The following is a 16,259-nucleotide window of genomic DNA, read 5'->3' as shown; positions in this document are numbered from 1 at the left end:
TAGCCAACGTCACCGGAGAACCGATCATGTCCGAACGTCAGCCCGCTGTGTTGAACGTCTTCCCCCTTACTGCCTCCACGCCGGCTCAGGTGCGCCCTGCTGGCTGGCTCGCCATCGCCGCGAGTGGGCTGCTGTTGACTAGCGTTGCACAGGCCGAGACCGTGCACCAAGGGCTCGAAACCGAACACTTCCCGGTGTCCATCGAACGCGTGGCCAGCGGTTTCGAGCACCCCTGGGCAGTGGCATTTCTGCCCGATGGGCGCTACCTGGTCAGCGAGCGTAACGGCCAGCTCAACCTGGTCGACCCGGATAGCGGTGAGACACGCGTGCTGGAGGGCATGCCCGAGGTGAACCACCATGGGCAAGGCGGCCTGCTGGATGTGGTGCTGCATCCAGCGTTTGGCGACGGCGAACATGACTGGGTCTATTTCACCTGGAGCAAGCCGGAGGGCAGCCAGAGCCGTGCCGCGCTTTCGCGGGTCAAGTGGGAGGAGGACGCACTGGGCGAGGTGGAGCATCTGTTCGAGCAGGACCGCGCCTCTGCACCCGGCAGGCACTACGGTTCACGGATCGCCTGGCTGCCGGATGGCACGCTGCTGATGAGCATTGGCGACCGTGGCAATGAGCCGCCACGCGCCCAGGCCAGCGACGACCACGCAGGCACCACCCTGCGCCTGACCGCCACCGGTTCGGCCCCCGAGGACAACCCGTTCGTCGATGACGACACGACGCTGGACGAAATCTATACCCAGGGCAACCGCAACATCCAGGGAATGACCGTGCTCAGCAACGGTGAAGCCTGGGCCACTGAACACGGGCCGCGGACCGGTGACGAGCTGAACCTGCTTCAGCCGGGCAACAACTATGGCTGGCCCGAAGTGAGCCTGGGCAATGACTACGCCACCAATGAACCGATCGGCGTGGAGTCGAAGCCAGGCATGGAGGACCCCGTGTATCGGTTCGATGGACGGTTTGCCCCCTCGGGCCTGGCGGAAGTCACCAGCGAGGCCTTTGGCCCTTGGCAGGGCAGCCTGCTGGCGGGCGGGCTGGCCAGCGAGCAGCTGTTGCTGCTGACCCTCGAAGAGGGCCAGGTCGGCCAGCAAGAGCAGATACTGGATGGCGAAGTGGGCCGCATTCGCGATGTACGCCAGGGGCCCGACGATGCGATCTACCTGCTCTCCGACGGTGCCCAGGGCAGCCTCTATCGGCTGACCCCCAGCCCGCGTTGATACTTCTACTCACTGACCACCACGGATAGACGATGCGCCTACGTAACTTGATCATTCTCACGGTGATTGTGCCGCTTTTCATTGTGCTGGTGGTATTCAGCCTGGTGGCCATCAAGTCGCTGGAGGATAACGTACGCTCCAAGCTGCAAACCGAGGTGGAGATCATCACCCGGGCGCTGAGCACGTCGCTGAGTTACGCGGTGGCCCGCGACAGCGCCACCCCCCTGGAGGAGGCCCTGCAGTCGGCCTTCTCGTTTCACCGTATCTACGGTGCCTATGTGTTCGACACCCATGGGCGCGAGGTATACGGCCTGGGGCTGGGCAAGGACCTGTTCACCCCTGAAGAGATCCGGAAAGTCATCGAACGCGACGACCTCTACAGCAACTATCGCCAGCAGGAGGGCTGGACCTACTACTCGGCACTGATCCCGCTGCGTACCCAGGATGGCAGCGTACAGGGCGTGCTGCAGGTCAACCGCCTGAATACCGGCATCGAAAACTATACCGGGTTCATCAGCATCGTGGCCGTGCTGGTCTTCGTGATCGGTGCGGCGGGCATCGTGTTCAGTATCTGGTGGGGCTTCCGTCGCTACATCGAGCGCCCCCTGAACCGGCTGCTGCACGTCATGCTGCTGGTAGAAGATGGCGACCGCAGCCAACGGGCCACGGCTGATGGCCCTACCGAATACCGTCGGCTGGCCTCAGGCCTGAACGGAATGCTGGACGCCATGGCCGAGAAGGACCGCGATATCGAGGATCGTCAGCGCCGCGAGATCGAGCTGGAAAAACGCCTGCGCAAATCCAAGAAGCTGGCCGAGCTGGGCGTACTGGCAGCGGGTGTCGCCCATGAAATCGGTGCCCCGCTCACCGTCATCAACGGCCAGGCCCAGCGCCTGGCACGCCGGGACACCATCGGCGACGATGAGCGCGCCCGGCTGGGCAGAATACGCGGCGAAGTGGAGCGTATCGTCGAAATCGTGCGCCAATTGATGGAATTGGGCCGACAACATAACGTAGAGAAAGGAAATCAGGCGCTCGACCAGCTTATCCTGAGTGCCAGCGAGCTGGTCGAGGAAGAGCTGGAGCCAAGAAATATTCGCCTGGATATTGATCTTCCTGCACCGACCCCCCATTTACTGGTCAATGGCCAGCAGATCATCCAGGTGCTGACCAACCTGTTTCGCAATGCAGCGCAAGCGCCCGACGTGAACCATATTCGTGTCCGCGCGAAGGCCCATGAGGAAGAGCTGACGCTATGGGTAGAGGATAACGGGCCAGGCATACCGCCCTCCCATCACCATCAGGTATTCGACCCCTTTTTCACCACCAAGCCGGTGGGGCAAGGCAGTGGCCTGGGGCTGTCCATGGTACACCGCATTATCAACGACCACGGCGGGACGATTGGCGTTTTTGACAGCACCCTGGGCGGTGCTGGCTTCGAGATCACGCTGCCCCTTTGTGACACCGCATCCGCTTGAGGACAACGTTTGTGACCCATCAGGAACACCTGTTACCGCTTTTGGTGGTGGAAGATGACGCCGCTATACGTGAGTTATTGGAAGAGGAGCTTCACGATGCGGGCTATGAAACCGTAGGCGTCGCCAGCGCCGAAGAAGCCATTGCGCTACTTAGCCATACCCCGGTGGCGATGATGATCACCGATGTACGGCTGCCGGGCATGACCGGCATTCAGCTCTTGCAGCAGCTTCGCCAAAGCGGCAGCGAGCTGGGTATCATCGTGATTACCGCGTTTGGCACCATCGACCAGGCCGTGGAAGCCCTGAAGCTGGGGGCCGACGATTTTCTGACCAAGCCGCTGGATCTGGATGCGATTCGCGAAGCGGTGTTTCGTGTGCTGGAGCGCCAGCGCCTCTCGCTATCGCACGATACCGAGCTGAGCCACTTCCATGGCATCGTGGGCAAAAGTCCGGCGATGCAGTCGCTGTTCCACGATGCCTCGCGGCTGGCCAAAAGCGACGCTCCCATTCTCATTCTTGGTGAAAGCGGTACCGGCAAGGAGCTGCTGGCGCGGGCCATTCATCAGGAGAGCAGCCGCCACGACGCGCCTTTTGTGCCCGTCAACTGCGCCAGCATTCCCGCCGACCTGATGGAAAGCGAGTTTTTCGGCCATGTCAAAGGCGCCTTCACCGGCGCCAACGAAGCCCGCAAGGGCCTGTTCCAGAGCGCCCAGGGGGGCAGCCTGTTCCTGGATGAAATTGGTGAAATGCCGATCAACCTGCAGGCCAAACTGCTGCGTGCCCTGCAGGAGAAGACCGTTCGCCCGGTGGGCGGGGAACGCGAGGAACCGGTGGACGTGCGCATCATTGCGGCCACTCACCGTAACCTGGAAAAGGAGATCGAGCAGGAGAACTTCCGTAGCGACCTGTTTTATCGTCTGGAAACGTTCTCGCTGCGTATTCCTCCCCTGCGCGAGCGCGGCACCGATGTGGAACACCTGATCTTTGCGCTGATCGACAAACACGCCGAGTCTCAGCACAAGCAGGTGGAGCATATCGAGCCCGAAGCACTCAACAGCCTGCTCAACTACACTTACCCCGGCAACGTGCGCGAGCTGGAAAACGCCATCATGCGGGCCGTGACCTTGAGCGAGGAGGGCCTGTTGAAGCATCAGGACCTGCCCGAGCGTCTACGCGACCAGGCTCATCAGCAAAACAGTGCCGACCCCACGCCGACCTTGAGTGGCGAAGTATTGCCCGGCACCTCGGCACCGGCCCCTGCTCCCGCCCGCTGGCCCAGTCTGGAAGAGGTGGAGAAACGCTACATCCGCAAAGTGCTGGAAGCCACTGGCGGCAACAAGCGCCGTACGGCGGAAGTTCTGGGCATCGCGCGGCGAACGCTCTACCGTCGCCTGGAAGACAGCGACGAATGACCCATAACGAAACCGCCCCCATGTCAGGGGGCGGTCTCGTTGAAGCCTCTTAATTATCCACGCCTTCCCCCGGAGTCTCTTCAGGGGTGGTGCCATCATTGGCCATGGGACCACTGCCCATGGGCTCTTCCGGTTCGGGCTCTCCGTTAGGCGGCGAGCTGTCGCCACACCCCGCCAATACCCCGCTCATCAAGAGCGCACTGAACAACATTGCATATACACGCTGGTGCTTTGGTGACTTCATGTCGTGCTCCTTCCCTTTTGAAAATCTCTTGTGAAAACGCCCTCCATGGAAAGCGAGATCGTCGAATGCGTTTGGCAGGCCAAACACCTGCTTGTTCGCCTCCTGCCTGTTTAACTTTAGCGGCTACTGACCAGGATGCAAAAAAAACCCCCGCGGGCGCGGGGGTGAAAGGATGACAGGCCGTGTGGAGCAGCCGCAGGGAACAGACAGCTGGGCGACCTGGCATCGTAGGGAGCGGTAAACGTTACTGGGTCGTGGTCATCTCGTCTTCGTCGTCCGCAGGTACTTCGTCATTGGCGCCGGGCATCGGGTCGGTGCCTTCACCAAAACCAGGCTCTTCCTGCGGGTCGGTCATATCCGTGGTCTCGCCGGGCATGGGCTCCTGCGTGGATGCCGCATCACCATCGAGGCCTGGGTCAGCCGCCATGGGATCGTCTGCCATGGTATCTGCTGGAGCAGCGGGCTCTTCGCCCATCATGCTATCGCCTTCGGTAGTGCTGGGCACTTGGCCGGAGGTGGCATCCTGTTCCATGGTCTCAGGCTGCTGAGCCGGGGGCATCTCGTCTTCACCATTTCCACAACCTGCCAGTGCCAGCGTGCTGACCGTGGCGGCGAGCATGCATAGTGTCAGTACGCGTGGACGCTTGGTTGTCTGGGGAGTCTGCTTATCCATAAGAGTTGCCTCCATTACTGATTACATGTTGCTCGTCCTGCATCTGCAAAGACCTTTTCACATGCAAAAACCTCTTCACACAACGTGCCAATCTTTCCAAAATAAAAAATAATCCATTAAAAACAAAATCTTGAAAAAACAACAATGGGCGCATCAAACACCGCAACATGATGGCCTGGCAGGTTAAAAATGGCACATGTGGCATTTTTCAGCTCAGATGCTGGCGGCGTTGTGACACACCGACCAAGACCATGTATAATAAAAATTAATCAAGAAAATAAAAAAACAGGTCATTCCGTTATGAATGGTGGTGAGATCGCCACGACCACCTGCGATACCCACCCATTGACTGTATATCTTGGTTGCGTTGATAAACATTAATCAACATTTGCTACCCTAGTAGTTGCATCATTCGCTTGCCAGGCACTTGTCCCGTGGCCTTAGGCAGTTTTTGTTCGACATGGAGAGGCTTTTGTGGAAAACCCAGACGCTAAACGTCCCCCTGAAGAGCCGGTCTCGGAGGGCATTCCTGCCCCGGATGGCCCGGCCAACCTGATAGATACCGACTACGTGATCGGTCAGGACAACATTACCACCAGCACCATGGGGTTCAGCCTTGACCTGCACGGCAAGGTATTTACCATCTCGGCGCTGGTGGTACTGCTGTTCGTGATCCTCACGCTGGCGCTACAGGACACCATCGCACCGCTTTACGACTCGATTTTCGGCTTTCTGACCGGCAACCTGTCGTGGTTCTTCATTCTGTCCGCCAATATCTTCGTCCTGCTTTGTCTGGGCCTGATCGTATCGCCGTTGGGCAAGATTCGCATCGGCGGAGCGGACGCCAAGCCTGATTTCACTTATACCGGCTGGTTTTCCATGCTGTTTGCGGCGGGTATGGGCATCGGGCTGATGTTCTTCGGCGTCAACGAACCGCTGACCCATTTTGGCACCTCGCTGGACGGCGGAGACTGGGCACCGTTGGCGGGAGCCGAAGGTGACACGGCTGCCGCCGCTGCGCTGGGCATGGCCGCGACCATTTTCCACTGGGGCCTGCACCCGTGGGCCATTTACGCCGTGGTCGCGCTGTCGCTGGCACTATTCTCCTTCAACAAGGGTCTGCCGCTGTCGATGCGCTCCGTGTTCTACCCGCTGCTGGGTGAGCGCGTATGGGGCTGGCCAGGGCACCTGATCGATATTCTGGCGGTGTTTGCCACGCTGTTCGGACTGGCGACCTCGCTGGGGCTGGGTGCTACCCAGGCCGCTGCGGGCTTGAGCTACCTGTTCGGCGCACCGGAAAGCGATGTCACCATGATCCTGTTGATCATCGGCATCACCATCATTGCCATCGGCTCCATCATTGCCGGGGTCGACAAAGGCGTACAGCTGCTGTCGAAAATCAACATCGCCATGGCGGCGGCACTGCTGTTCTTCGTCATCGCGGTAGGCCCCACCCTGCTGATTGCCACGGGCTTTTTCGAAAACCTGATCAACTACGTGGTGCATCTACCGGCCCTCTCCAACCCCTTTGGCCGTGAAGATGCCAACTTCAGCCAAGGCTGGACTGCCTTCTACTGGGCGTGGTGGATCTCCTGGTCACCCTACGTCGGCATGTTCATCGCGCGGGTTTCCCGTGGCCGTACCGTTCGTGAATTCCTGATCTCGGTGCTGCTGGTGCCTTCGATCGTCTCGGTGCTGTGGATGACCACGTTCGGTGGCACTGCCATCGACCAGTACGTGAGCCAGGGTATCGAAGCCGTGCGTGACGCCGGTGTGGACCTGCAGCTGTTCGTGATGCTGGAACAGTTGCCGCTGTCGCAGATCACCTCGTTCATTGCGATTCTGCTGGTCATCATCTTCTTCGTGACCTCGTCTGACTCGGGCTCGCTGGTCATCGACTCCATCACGGCCGGTGGCAAGGTGGATGCTCCCAAGCCGCAGCGCGTGTTCTGGGCGATCATCGAAGGTGCCATTGCCATCGCCCTGCTGTTGGGTGGCGGCCTGACGGCCCTGCAAACCATGGCCGTATCGACGGGCTTCCCGTTCACCATCATCCTGCTGGTGGCCTGCTACGCCATCATCAAAGGGCTGATGAGCGAACCCAAAGCCGTTTGATCCCTCCTTGGCCAGCGTTTCTTGCTGGCCTTACGCAAAACGGGCAGCCCATGGGCTGCCCGTTTTGTGTTTGCACGCTACCCCCACGCTAATCCGTCAGCACCACAGCGCCTTGAGCGGCGTATCCGGTGAGTAGCGGTTGGCGATTTGCGCCTGCAGCAACTCGGCGGTGGCCAGCGCATCCACCAGGGCGTGGTGCCCCTGGTAGGGCGGCAAGCCATAGCGTTCACGGCTGGCATTGAGCCGAATCGAGACCGGCGGCCTGCCCAGCCAGCGGCGAAAGCGCGCCCACAGGGTCTGCCGATGCAGTCTGGCTTCCAGCGACATCGTGTCGATCATGGGAAACAGCACGCCCTCGCCGCGCCGCTCCTTCACGGCGGCATCCAGAAAAGGGCGCTCGATGTTGCGAAAATGGACCACCACCACTCGGCCCGCCAGCACCTCCAGTAGCTCATCCAGCACCTCGTCCAGATCAGGGGCGTCAGCCACCTCCGAGTGGGTGATATGGTGGTAGGCGATGGAGGCTTCGTCCAGCGGCCGCGCAGGCTTCACCACCCAGTAACGTCGCTGGGCAAGCGATATCCGCCCCAGCGTAAAGGGCACGGCCCCCACGCTGACGATACCGTGGCGACGCTCGTCCAGCCCAGTGGTTTCCAGGTCCAGCGCCACCATGGGCACCTCGCCCAGAGGGGTGTCGGGGTCTGGCAAGGGCGTGCTGAAGAAACGCTGCAACGCCTCATTATCAGCGCGCTGGGCGCGAGCAGCCATGTAGCCAGCCCAGTCGGCCTGGGTCACTTTCTGACGTGGGCGAATACCGTGCATATCAACGCCCCTGCCGTTGCGTGGGAATCGGGTAGCGGAATTTCAGGAATTTCTGCGCATGGCTCAACACCTGAAACGCATCCTTGAGCGTGTGCCGCTCGCTGTCTTCGACGTTTTCGGGTTCGATGTTGTTATCCGGCTCGCGCTCTTCCTGCAGGTCGATGACCTGATGGCGAATACGCGACATGCACAGGAACTCTAGGGCATAGCTCAGCTTGTCGCTGACCCCGGTGGCCAACAGCTGGGTCTGGCTGATGTCGTTCAGCCGCTGAAAAGAGTTCTGCGCTTTGGAGCCACAGGCCAGCGCATGCACACGAATCAGGTCTACCATGGGCGCCGTACCACGCCGCTTGAGGTTGATGGAGTTGTTGTGCTTGCCATCCTTTTCCATCACGAACGTGCGGAAAAAGCCCAGCGGGGGCGTACGGTTCAAGGCATTACGCGCCATGGCGGCCAGAAACAGCGGCGACTGGGGTGCCGTCTGGGCGATCAGGTCCTGAAGCGCTTCCACGTAGTGTTCTTCGCCATAGATACTGTCCAGGTCGAAAAAGATCGAGCTGTGCAGCAACCTCTCCGGAGTTGGGTTGGCCATCCAGTCCTGGAAGTAGCGTTTCCACACGCTCAGCGGCTGGCGCCACTGGCGGTTGGTGGCCATGACATCGCCTTTGCAATAGGTGTAGCCACAGGCGGCCAATCCATCGCTGACAAAGGCTGCCAGCGCCTGGAAATACGCGTCGTGCTCGTCCGGGTCGAAATCATCGGACAAGATCAGCGCATTGTCCTGGTCCGTCACGATGCTCTGCTCGTTACGCGCCATGGACCCATTGACCATGAAGCAGTAAGGCACCGGGGGTGGCCCCAGCGACTCTTCGGCCAACTCCAGCAAACGGCGGGTAAAACTGCGCCCGATGGTCGATAGCGCGCTGCCCACCATCTGTGAATTGGCCCCCTCCTGCACCATCCGTGCAAAGGCAGCGCGAACATCGGGCAACAGCTTGGCCAACCCTTGGGCGCTGGACTGGTTGAAAATATTGCTGACCAGATAAAGCCCGCTATGGGTCTCGTAGCGAATGATATCGGAAAGATGCACCACACCTACCGGGCGCTGGCGATACAGCACCGGCAAGTGATGCACGTTACTGCGCAGCATCACCAGCATGGCCTCGTAGACCGTGGCATCCGACTGGACGGTAATCAACCGCTCTGATACCACATCGCCCACGGGCGTGGAGGGCGCCAGCCCTTCAGCCACTACCCGCGTGCGGAAATCGCTGTCGGTGAGAATGCCGCACATCTGCCAGGTCTTGCCTTCGCTGTCCTGAAAGCTGTAGCGAGGATGATTGCTCCCCTCATCGATCACCAGTACGGCCGATGCCTGGGCAGCGCTGATCTGCTGTGCCGCCTGCTGAACGTTAGTGGTGGACTCCACCATCACCGGATAACGTGTCACCAGCTTGCGTATGCGCGTGACCATCATGTCGTTGGACTTTTTCTGCTGCTCGGCAGCGGTCTCCAACCGAGGCCGCTCCAGCTCCACGAAGTCGGCAAACTCATCGTCTTCCTCACAGAGCCGCTGGAAAACGTCGTTGGGTATGAAATAGATCAACGTATCTTCGATGGCCTTGGCAGGAAAGCGCACCTTGTGGTTACGCAGCAGGCTGAAATGACCGAAGATGTCTCCTTCTGCCAGGCGATTGTAGAGTTCGCCCTGCCGCCGATACACTTCTACTGCCCCACTGCGGATATAGCACAGCTCATCGAGGGTGGCGTCCAGCTCGAGAATGTCGCTACCCGTCTTGAAGTAACTCACCTCCACCCGGGCGGCAATGGCGTCCAGTAGCTCATCGGACAGCCCATCGAATGGCGGGAACTGTCCCATGTGCTGGCGGATTTCCAGAAGCTCCACGTCCATACGCTCTCCTGCAGAGGCTCAAAGGGTTAATGATCAGCCATTTAGTGTGGCGTGTGCGTCGGTAGAGGACAACCTTTCAGCCTGGGTGAACCACGCAAAAAAAAGCCCAGCGCGTTGGCGCTGGGCTTTTGGACCACAGAACAGGCAGGTACTTCGCACGTTAAGGAAAATCTGGCACTATCCTGCAGGTCTCGATGGTTCACCACCGCCAGAGGCGGTGGCAACAGGCTTATGACTGGCTAGCCATTTCCTGTACACGCTGCATCATTTCCGGATCCTGCTGGATGGATTGACCGATAGCATTGAACGTGTCGACGTCCAGACCGCTGTCTTCGACCACTTCGATCATGCGGTCATTGGCTTCAGCGCGAACTTCCTGTTGGGCAGCTTCGTCTTCTGCTTCCTGCAGACGCTGTGTGTACTCCTGAGAGATCACGGCGATTTCTTGAGAAGCATCGGCGAACTGCTGTAGCTGCTGATCAGAAAAATCCTGTGCAGGCGCCTGCTGAGTCGCCATCGGATCTTGTGCCGGGTCCTGGGCTTGCTGGGCGTGGGCAGTGCCCGCCATCAGGCCAGTGGCAAGGAGAGCAGCAGAGAACAAAGCAGTCATACGTTGCATGGTAAGAAACCTCATTGGCGCGTTATGAATGTGCACAGTGTGACGCGTGGTTCAGGCACAGGTTCAATCTTTTATGTAAAAACACGTTACAAGAAGAACAGAAAGTAACAACAACAGATAAACAACACGCTGGCAATAGGAGCTTTATGTCTAGCCATTTCAAGGCCTTGCAAAACATGCACGGCCATTCGCTCGCGCTGGCCGCCATGCCTGGGCTCTTCGTGCTGTTATGGAGCACGGGGTTCATTGGTGCCAAGTTTGGCCTGCCCTACGCCGAACCCTTCACGTTTTTGTTTATCCGCTTCGTGTTGACGCTGCTGCTGCTCGTACCGCTGACCTTGCTGATGCGCATTCCATGGCCGAGTTCACCAAGGCTATGGATGCATATCGGGATATCGGGCCTGCTCGTGCATGCCACCTATCTTGGCGGCGTATTCTATGGCATTTACCTGGGAATGCCAGCGGGTCTGGCGGCCTTGCTGGTCGGCTTGCAGCCATTGTTGACCGCCGCCTGTGCAGGCCCACTGCTGGGCGAACGCCTGGGCGCGCGACAATGGCTGGGCCTGGCACTGGGGCTGGTAGGCATCTGCCTGGTGCTGGGCAGCAAGCTGGAGTTTGGCAGTTCGCTGTTCAGCGGTTTTGGCATGGGGGCACTGGTCAGTGTACTGGCCGCATTGCTGGGTATTTCACTGGGCACGCTGTACCAGAAACGCTACTGCACCAGCATGCCGCTGCTGTCGGGTGCAGTGATTCAGTACCTGGCTGCAGGCACCCTGCTGGGCTTGGGCGCGCTGTTGTTCGAGACCCGCTCCGTAGCGTGGAGCACGACCTTCCTGCTGACGCTGGGCTGGCTCGTGCTGATTCTGTCAATTGCCGCTATCCTGTTATTGATGGCCTTGATAAAAAAGGGGGAGGCTTCCCGCGTGGCAAGCCTCTTTTATCTGGTGCCTCCCGTGACCGCGCTGCAGGCGTGGTGGTTATTTGATGAGCGGCTGCCACTGATGGGGCTCATCGGCATGGTCATTGCCATCGCTGGGGTGGTGATGGTCGTCAAATCCGCCAGCAAATAACCCTAATAATTTTGATCGTTCCAGGGCTTGGAAGAACATGACAGCACAACCTCATTGCGCCAGGATAAACGGCGTCTGCAACCGCTGCGACACACCGGTACCTTTCGCGTTTACCATGGCCTTTCAGCCCATCGTGGACGTAGCACGTCGTGAAGTGATCTATTACGAAGCGCTGGTACGAGGCATCAACGGTGAGTCCGCCTTTTCCATTCTGGAGCAGGTGACCGACGACCTGTTGTATCGCTTTGACCAGGCATGTCGGGTCAAAGCCATCGAGTTGGCCAGTGAGCTGGGGATGGCGGCGCGTCTCTCGATCAACTTTCTTCCCAATGCCGTCTACGAACCCGAAGCCTGTATTCAATCTACCCTGGAGACATCACGCCGGGTGGGCTGGCCCACCGAACGGCTGAACTTCGAAATCACCGAAACCGAACGGGTGGTCGACCGAACACACCTGCGCAACATCATCGATAGCTATCGCCGCATGGGGTTCACCACGTCGCTGGATGATTTTGGCAACGGCTATGCCAACCTGGACCTGTTGACCGATCTGCGACCGGATACGCTGAAGGTAGACCGAGAGCTGGTCATGGGCTGCGACGGCAATCCACGGCGGCAGGCCATTCTCAAGAGCCTGGTCGCCCTGGCGCGCACTCTGGGCACCCAACTGGTGGCCGAAGGGGTCGAGACACGGGCGGAGTCACGCTGCCTGCTGGCCTTGGGCATTTCGGTACAGCAGGGGTATTACTTCGCCAGGCCACAGGTAGGCGTGCTGGCCAGCGTGGCTGACGAGCAATACGATTGAAGAAGGTTCAAAGCCGTTCGAGGTAAGCCGTGCCGCCCAGATTACGCATCTGTTGGCGGATCCACTGGCCGCGGCGCTCGACCTGGGCGTCGGGTCGCGATGCGCTGCGAGTGCGCGGGCTAGGCAGGATGGCCGCCAGCAGGCTGGCCTGGCGCTCGGTCAAGGCACTTCCGGAAGCACCAAAGTAGTGGTCGGCGGCAGCTTCCAGCCCAAACACCCCGGTATCCCACTCGGCCACGTTCAGGTACACCTCCAGAATCCGCTGCTTGCTCCAGAAGGTTTCGATCAGCAGGGTGAACCAGGCTTCCAGCCCTTTGCGCAGCCAGCTGCGCCCACTCCATAGGAAAACGTTCTTGGCCGTTTGCTGGCTGAGCGTACTGGCTCCCCGCAGCCTCGAGCCATCGCGGCTGGCCTCCCAGGCACGACGCAGCTCCACCACATCGAAACCACGATGAATCGGGAAGCGTTGGTCCTCGGCGGCAATCACCGCCAGCTTGGCGTTATTCGAGAGATTGTCCCAGCTACGCCACTGGCGCTGGATGGTGATGGGTTCGCGATGGACCCAGCTTTGTACCTTGCGCTCCACCATCACCATGGAACCCGGCGGCGGCACGAAGCGAAACAGCCACACCAAGGCCACTGAGAGCAGCACAAAGGCCAGCGCGCCACGCCAAACAAGACGCCAAAGCAGACGAAGAACTCGGCGCAGCGCGCGATTGACCATGTCTCGGTACCCTTAACGTTTCATGAGGTGTTCCGCATGATAGCGCAAATGGTCCTCGATGAACGAGGCGATGAAGAAGTAACTATGATCGTAGCCTGGCTGACGGCGCAGCGTTAGCGGGTGATCATGCTCGGCGCAGACGGCTTCCAGACGCTCGGGCATCAGCTGCTCTTCCAGGAACTGATCGGCTTCTCCTTGATCGATGAACAACCGTTGCCGGGAAGCGCCATTGGCCACCAGCTCGCAGGCATCGTACTGGCGCCAGCGGGTCTGATCTTCCCCAAGGTAGCTGGTGAAGGCTTTTTGCCCCCAAGGGCAGTTCATCGGGTTCACGATCGGCGCAAAGGCCGATACCGAACGGAAGCGCCCCGGATGACGCAGCGCCAGAATCAATGCACCATGCCCTCCCATGGAGTGCCCGCTGATCGACTCGCGACCATTGACCGGAAAATGCTGACGCACCACGGACGGCAGCTCTTCGACCACGTAATCGTACATGCGGTAGTGAGGCTTCCAGGGCGCCTGGGTGGCGTTCACGTAGAAACCTGCGCCGGACCCCAGATCGTAGCTTTCATGCTCGCCGGGCAACTCCGTGCCGCGCGGGCTGGTATCCGGGCACACGATCGCCACGCCCAGCTCTGCCGCAATGCGATGCGCGCCGGCTTTCTGCATGAAGTTTTCGTCATTGCAGGTCAACCCCGACAGCCACCACAGCAGGGGCACCCGCTCGTTTTCGGCTTGTGGCGGCAGGTACACCGCAAAGACCATGTCGCAGTCCAGGGCTCGGGAGTAGTGGCGGTAGCGCTTGTGCCAACCGCCAAAACTGCGGTTTGCCGACACCAGTTCCAACGTTTCACTCATGCTCATGGGCAGGCTCCTTAAACAGTGAAACGCGGCGGGTTGCCCCGGCCGCGTTCTTTCAGGCTGCTTTCATCATACTCAGTAATGCAGAACGGTACGAATGCTCTTGCCGGCATGGAGCAGGTCGAAGGCTTCGTTGATCTTCTCGAAGGGCATGTCATGGGTAATGAAGTCGTCGATGTTCAGCTCGCCGTTCATATAACGGTCTACATAACCCGGCAGCTCGCTACGCCCTTTCACACCGCCAAACGCAGAGCCTTTCCATACCCGGCCGGTAACCAGTTGGAAGGGACGCGTGGAGATCTCTTCACCGGCACCCGCCACGCCAATGATGATCGACTCACCCCAGCCCTTGTGGCAGCACTCGAGGGCAGAACGCATCACGTTGACATTGCCGATGCACTCGAAGGAGTAGTCCACGCCACCGTCGGTCATGTCGACGATCACTTGCTGGATCGGGTCGCTGTAGTCTTTCGGGTTGACGAAGTCCGTCGCCCCGAACTGCTTGGCCAGCTCGAACTTGTCCGGATTGACATCAATGGCGATGATCTTGGCGGCCTTGGCCATCACGGCACCCTGGATCACCGCCAGGCCGATCGCCCCGAGGCCAAACACGGCAATGGTGGAGCCCGGCTCGACCTTGGCCGTGTTCAACACGGCACCAATCCCTGTGGTGACACCGCAGCCCAGCAGGCAGATCTTGTCCAGCGGCGCTTCCTTGGAAACCACGGCCAGCGAGACTTCCGGCAGCACGGTGTACTCACTGAAGGTGGAGGTGCCCATGTAGTGGTGCAGCATCTTGCCTTCCAGCGAGAAGCGCGATGTGCCATCGGGCATGACCCCTTTACCTTGGGTAGCGCGCACGCTGCCACACAGGTTGGTCTTGCCGGACAGGCAGAATTTGCACTTGCCGCACTCAGCGGTATACAGCGGAATGACGTGGTCGCCCGGCTTCAGGCTGGTCACGCCTTCGCCCACTTCCTGCACGATACCCGCACCTTCGTGGCCCAGTACCGCCGGGAAGTTACCTTCCGGGTCGGCGCCCGACAAGGTATAGGCATCGGTATGGCAGACGCTGGTGGCCGCCATCTTCACCAGCACCTCGCCCGCCTTGGGGCCTTCCACATCGATGTCGACCAGTTCGAGCGGCTTGCCCGCTTCGAGTGCAACCGCAGCACGTGATTTCATGCAAATCTCCCCGAGGTGTTGCGCAGCGACGTTCACTGCCTGGGCGCAACAGCGCTCGATAAAGTGGATGGATAAACGTGCTTGCAGTGTAGGCCAGCTAGGCGAAAGGGATAAAGCGGGATACACTCACAAGATTATTGCCACTGAGCAACAATCGCGTTACTCATTCGCTGCCACCCTTCACCGCCAGATGCACATGAGGAGCGCCATGCAGCGCTGGGATCGTATCGAAGCGTTCGTGGAAGTCGTACGGCTCGGCACCTTTTCGGCCGCGGCTCGCCACTTGAAGGTGTCCACCTCGCATATCAGTCGGCTGGTCAGCCAGTTGGAGAATCAGCTGGGCGTTCAGCTGCTGTATCGCACCACACGGCAGATTCGGCTGACCGATGCCGGGGCCTTGTACGTGGAGCACTGCCGCCATTTGTTCGATGGGCTGCGTGATGCCGAGCAGGCGATCAGCGAGCTGCAGGCCAAACCCCATGGGCTACTGAAACTGACCTCGGCAACGACCTTCGGCGAGCGCTACGTTGCCCCGCTGGTCAATGATTTCCAGCGCCTGCACCCTCAGCTCGAAGTACACATGCACTTCACCAATCGCCCGGTGGAGTTGATCGAAGAGGGTTTCGACATCGCCATTCGCATGGGGGTACTGAAAGACTCCAGCCTGATTGCTCGGCGGCTGTGCGAACGCCGCGAATACGTGGTGGGCTCACAGGCCTATTTTCGTCAGGCACCCCGCCCCCACACGCTGGGCGAGCTGAGCCAACACCGCTGCCTACTGGGGTCGCGCCCCAACTGGCTGTTCGAAGTGAACGGCCAGCGGCGAGAGGTCAAGGTGGAGGGATGCTGGAGCGGCAACTCGGGGCCTGCCCTGCTGGATGCGGCCCTGAAAGGGCTGGGCCTGGCTCAGTTGCCGGATTACTACGTCGCTCCGCATCTGGCCAGTGGTGAACTGATCTCGGTGCTGGAACCCTTCCAGCACCACGATACGGCGGTGTGGGCGGTCTACCCGCGCCACCGCCACTTGTCACCCAAGATTCGTCAACTGGTGGACTATCTGGTGGCCAATATCGGCCGCACCCTGCCCCAGGCCTGACACGCGCTGCC

The 16,259-nt window shown here is 59.9% G+C and carries 15 protein-coding genes; 7 read left to right on the top strand and 8 right to left on the bottom strand.

From position 1 onward, the window contains the following. The first annotated feature begins 26 nt into the window (after positions 1-26). Genes FEU76_RS01655 through FEU76_RS01645 form a run of 3 tightly spaced genes read left to right on the top strand, consistent with a single transcriptional unit; the run spans position 27 to position 4,119 of the window. Entirely contained in the window at positions 27-1,229 is a 1,203-nt protein-coding gene (locus FEU76_RS01655) for a PQQ-dependent sugar dehydrogenase (RefSeq protein ID WP_084123727.1), read from the top strand. A 32-nt stretch (positions 1,230-1,261) separates the two neighbouring features. Further along, on the top strand, positions 1,262-2,707 hold the full coding sequence (locus tag FEU76_RS01650) for a sensor histidine kinase (RefSeq protein ID WP_096921350.1): 1,446 nt from the start codon (positions 1,262-1,264) through the stop codon (positions 2,705-2,707). An 11-nt stretch (positions 2,708-2,718) separates the two neighbouring features. After that, positions 2,719-4,119 (top strand): sigma-54-dependent transcriptional regulator, encoded by a 1,401-nt coding sequence (locus FEU76_RS01645; RefSeq protein ID WP_100731054.1) that lies wholly within the window; start codon positions 2,719-2,721, stop codon positions 4,117-4,119. A gap of 49 nt (positions 4,120-4,168) precedes the next feature. Here the strand turns inward: FEU76_RS01645 and FEU76_RS01640 are convergent, their stop codons facing one another. Further along, the gene (locus FEU76_RS01640) at positions 4,169-4,363 is read right to left on the bottom strand and encodes a hypothetical protein (RefSeq protein WP_144979818.1); all 195 of its coding nucleotides are present in this window, start codon (positions 4,361-4,363) and stop codon (positions 4,169-4,171) included. A gap of 244 nt (positions 4,364-4,607) precedes the next feature. Further along, entirely contained in the window at positions 4,608-5,036 is a 429-nt protein-coding gene (locus FEU76_RS01635; protein WP_144979815.1) for a hypothetical protein, read from the bottom strand. A 474-nt stretch (positions 5,037-5,510) separates the two neighbouring features. On the opposite strand from FEU76_RS01635, the gene FEU76_RS01630 reads away from it, so the two are divergent. After that, on the top strand, positions 5,511-7,151 hold the full coding sequence (locus tag FEU76_RS01630; RefSeq protein ID WP_039175652.1) for a BCCT family transporter: 1,641 nt from the start codon (positions 5,511-5,513) through the stop codon (positions 7,149-7,151). Between the two features lie 96 nt (positions 7,152-7,247). Here FEU76_RS01630 and FEU76_RS01625 read toward each other — a convergent pair whose 3' ends face one another. The 3 genes from FEU76_RS01625 to FEU76_RS01615 all read right to left on the bottom strand — a co-directional run bounded on the left by FEU76_RS01625 (position 7,248) and on the right by FEU76_RS01615 (position 10,504). Next, a complete protein-coding gene (locus FEU76_RS01625) occupies positions 7,248-7,973 on the bottom strand; it encodes a 3'-5' exonuclease (RefSeq protein ID WP_144979812.1) in 726 nt (241 codons plus the stop codon). A gap of 1 nt (position 7,974) precedes the next feature. Then, positions 7,975-9,885, bottom strand: coding sequence for a DUF294 nucleotidyltransferase-like domain-containing protein (locus FEU76_RS01620; RefSeq protein WP_144979809.1), 1,911 nt, complete (start codon positions 9,883-9,885; stop codon positions 7,975-7,977). 229 nt (positions 9,886-10,114) lie between these two features. Beyond that, entirely contained in the window at positions 10,115-10,504 is a 390-nt protein-coding gene (locus tag FEU76_RS01615) for a DUF4168 domain-containing protein (protein ID WP_039175645.1), read from the bottom strand. Between the two features lie 146 nt (positions 10,505-10,650). Between FEU76_RS01615 and FEU76_RS01610 the strand changes: the two genes are divergently transcribed. Together FEU76_RS01610 and FEU76_RS01605 are read left to right on the top strand one after the other, a co-directional pair. Then, positions 10,651-11,574, top strand: a complete 924-nt coding sequence (locus FEU76_RS01610) for a DMT family transporter (protein ID WP_052196320.1) — start codon at positions 10,651-10,653, stop codon at positions 11,572-11,574. A gap of 37 nt (positions 11,575-11,611) precedes the next feature. Further along, positions 11,612-12,379, top strand: a complete 768-nt coding sequence (locus FEU76_RS01605; RefSeq protein WP_446718789.1) for an EAL domain-containing protein — start codon at positions 11,612-11,614, stop codon at positions 12,377-12,379. 7 nt (positions 12,380-12,386) lie between these two features. On the opposite strand, the gene mtgA is transcribed toward FEU76_RS01605, so the two are convergent. The 3 genes from mtgA to FEU76_RS01590 all read right to left on the bottom strand — a co-directional run bounded on the left by mtgA (position 12,387) and on the right by FEU76_RS01590 (position 15,152). Further along, on the bottom strand, positions 12,387-13,103 hold the full coding sequence (mtgA, locus tag FEU76_RS01600; protein ID WP_039175641.1) for a monofunctional biosynthetic peptidoglycan transglycosylase: 717 nt from the start codon (positions 13,101-13,103) through the stop codon (positions 12,387-12,389). A 12-nt stretch (positions 13,104-13,115) separates the two neighbouring features. After that, complete coding sequence (fghA, locus tag FEU76_RS01595) at positions 13,116-13,970, bottom strand: S-formylglutathione hydrolase (RefSeq protein ID WP_016916326.1); 855 nt, start codon at positions 13,968-13,970, stop codon at positions 13,116-13,118. Positions 13,971-14,042: 72 nt separating this feature from the next. Beyond that, positions 14,043-15,152: an S-(hydroxymethyl)glutathione dehydrogenase/class III alcohol dehydrogenase gene (locus tag FEU76_RS01590; protein WP_144979806.1), complete on the bottom strand. Its 1,110-nt coding sequence runs from the start codon at positions 15,150-15,152 to the stop codon at positions 14,043-14,045. 208 nt (positions 15,153-15,360) lie between these two features. Between FEU76_RS01590 and FEU76_RS01585 the strand changes: the two genes are divergently transcribed. Beyond that, positions 15,361-16,248: a LysR family transcriptional regulator gene (locus FEU76_RS01585; RefSeq protein WP_039175636.1), complete on the top strand. Its 888-nt coding sequence runs from the start codon at positions 15,361-15,363 to the stop codon at positions 16,246-16,248. Positions 16,249-16,259: the final 11 nt, after the last annotated feature.

This window comes from Halomonas sp. C22 (assembly GCF_007655045.1).
Lineage (GTDB): Bacteria > Pseudomonadota > Gammaproteobacteria > Pseudomonadales > Halomonadaceae > Vreelandella > Vreelandella hamiltonii.
This window is presented reverse-complemented; position numbering and strand designations above follow the sequence as displayed.

Bases quoted from the DNA above. Each gene is read 5' to 3' on its own strand.
- FEU76_RS01650 (WP_096921350.1), top strand. From the start codon at position 1,262: ATGCGCCTACGTAACTTGATCATTCTCACGGTGATTGTGCCGCTTTTC.
- FEU76_RS01635 (WP_144979815.1), bottom strand. From the start codon at position 5,036: ATGGATAAGCAGACTCCCCAGACAACCAAGCGTCCACGCGTACTGACA.
- FEU76_RS01620 (WP_144979809.1), bottom strand. From the start codon at position 9,885: ATGGACGTGGAGCTTCTGGAAATCCGCCAGCACATGGGACAGTTCCCG.
- FEU76_RS01585 (WP_039175636.1), top strand. From the start codon at position 15,361: ATGCAGCGCTGGGATCGTATCGAAGCGTTCGTGGAAGTCGTACGGCTC.
- FEU76_RS01590 (WP_144979806.1), bottom strand. From the start codon at position 15,152: ATGAAATCACGTGCTGCGGTTGCACTCGAAGCGGGCAAGCCGCTCGAA.
- mtgA (WP_039175641.1), bottom strand. From the start codon at position 13,103: ATGGTCAATCGCGCGCTGCGCCGAGTTCTTCGTCTGCTTTGGCGTCTT.
- FEU76_RS01655 (WP_084123727.1), top strand. From the start codon at position 27: ATGTCCGAACGTCAGCCCGCTGTGTTGAACGTCTTCCCCCTTACTGCC.
- FEU76_RS01605 (WP_446718789.1), top strand. From the start codon at position 11,612: ATGACAGCACAACCTCATTGCGCCAGGATAAACGGCGTCTGCAACCGC.
- FEU76_RS01625 (WP_144979812.1), bottom strand. From the start codon at position 7,973: ATGCACGGTATTCGCCCACGTCAGAAAGTGACCCAGGCCGACTGGGCT.
- FEU76_RS01610 (WP_052196320.1), top strand. From the start codon at position 10,651: ATGTCTAGCCATTTCAAGGCCTTGCAAAACATGCACGGCCATTCGCTC.
- FEU76_RS01640 (WP_144979818.1), bottom strand. From the start codon at position 4,363: ATGAAGTCACCAAAGCACCAGCGTGTATATGCAATGTTGTTCAGTGCG.
- fghA (WP_016916326.1), bottom strand. From the start codon at position 13,970: ATGAGCATGAGTGAAACGTTGGAACTGGTGTCGGCAAACCGCAGTTTT.
- FEU76_RS01615 (WP_039175645.1), bottom strand. From the start codon at position 10,504: ATGCAACGTATGACTGCTTTGTTCTCTGCTGCTCTCCTTGCCACTGGC.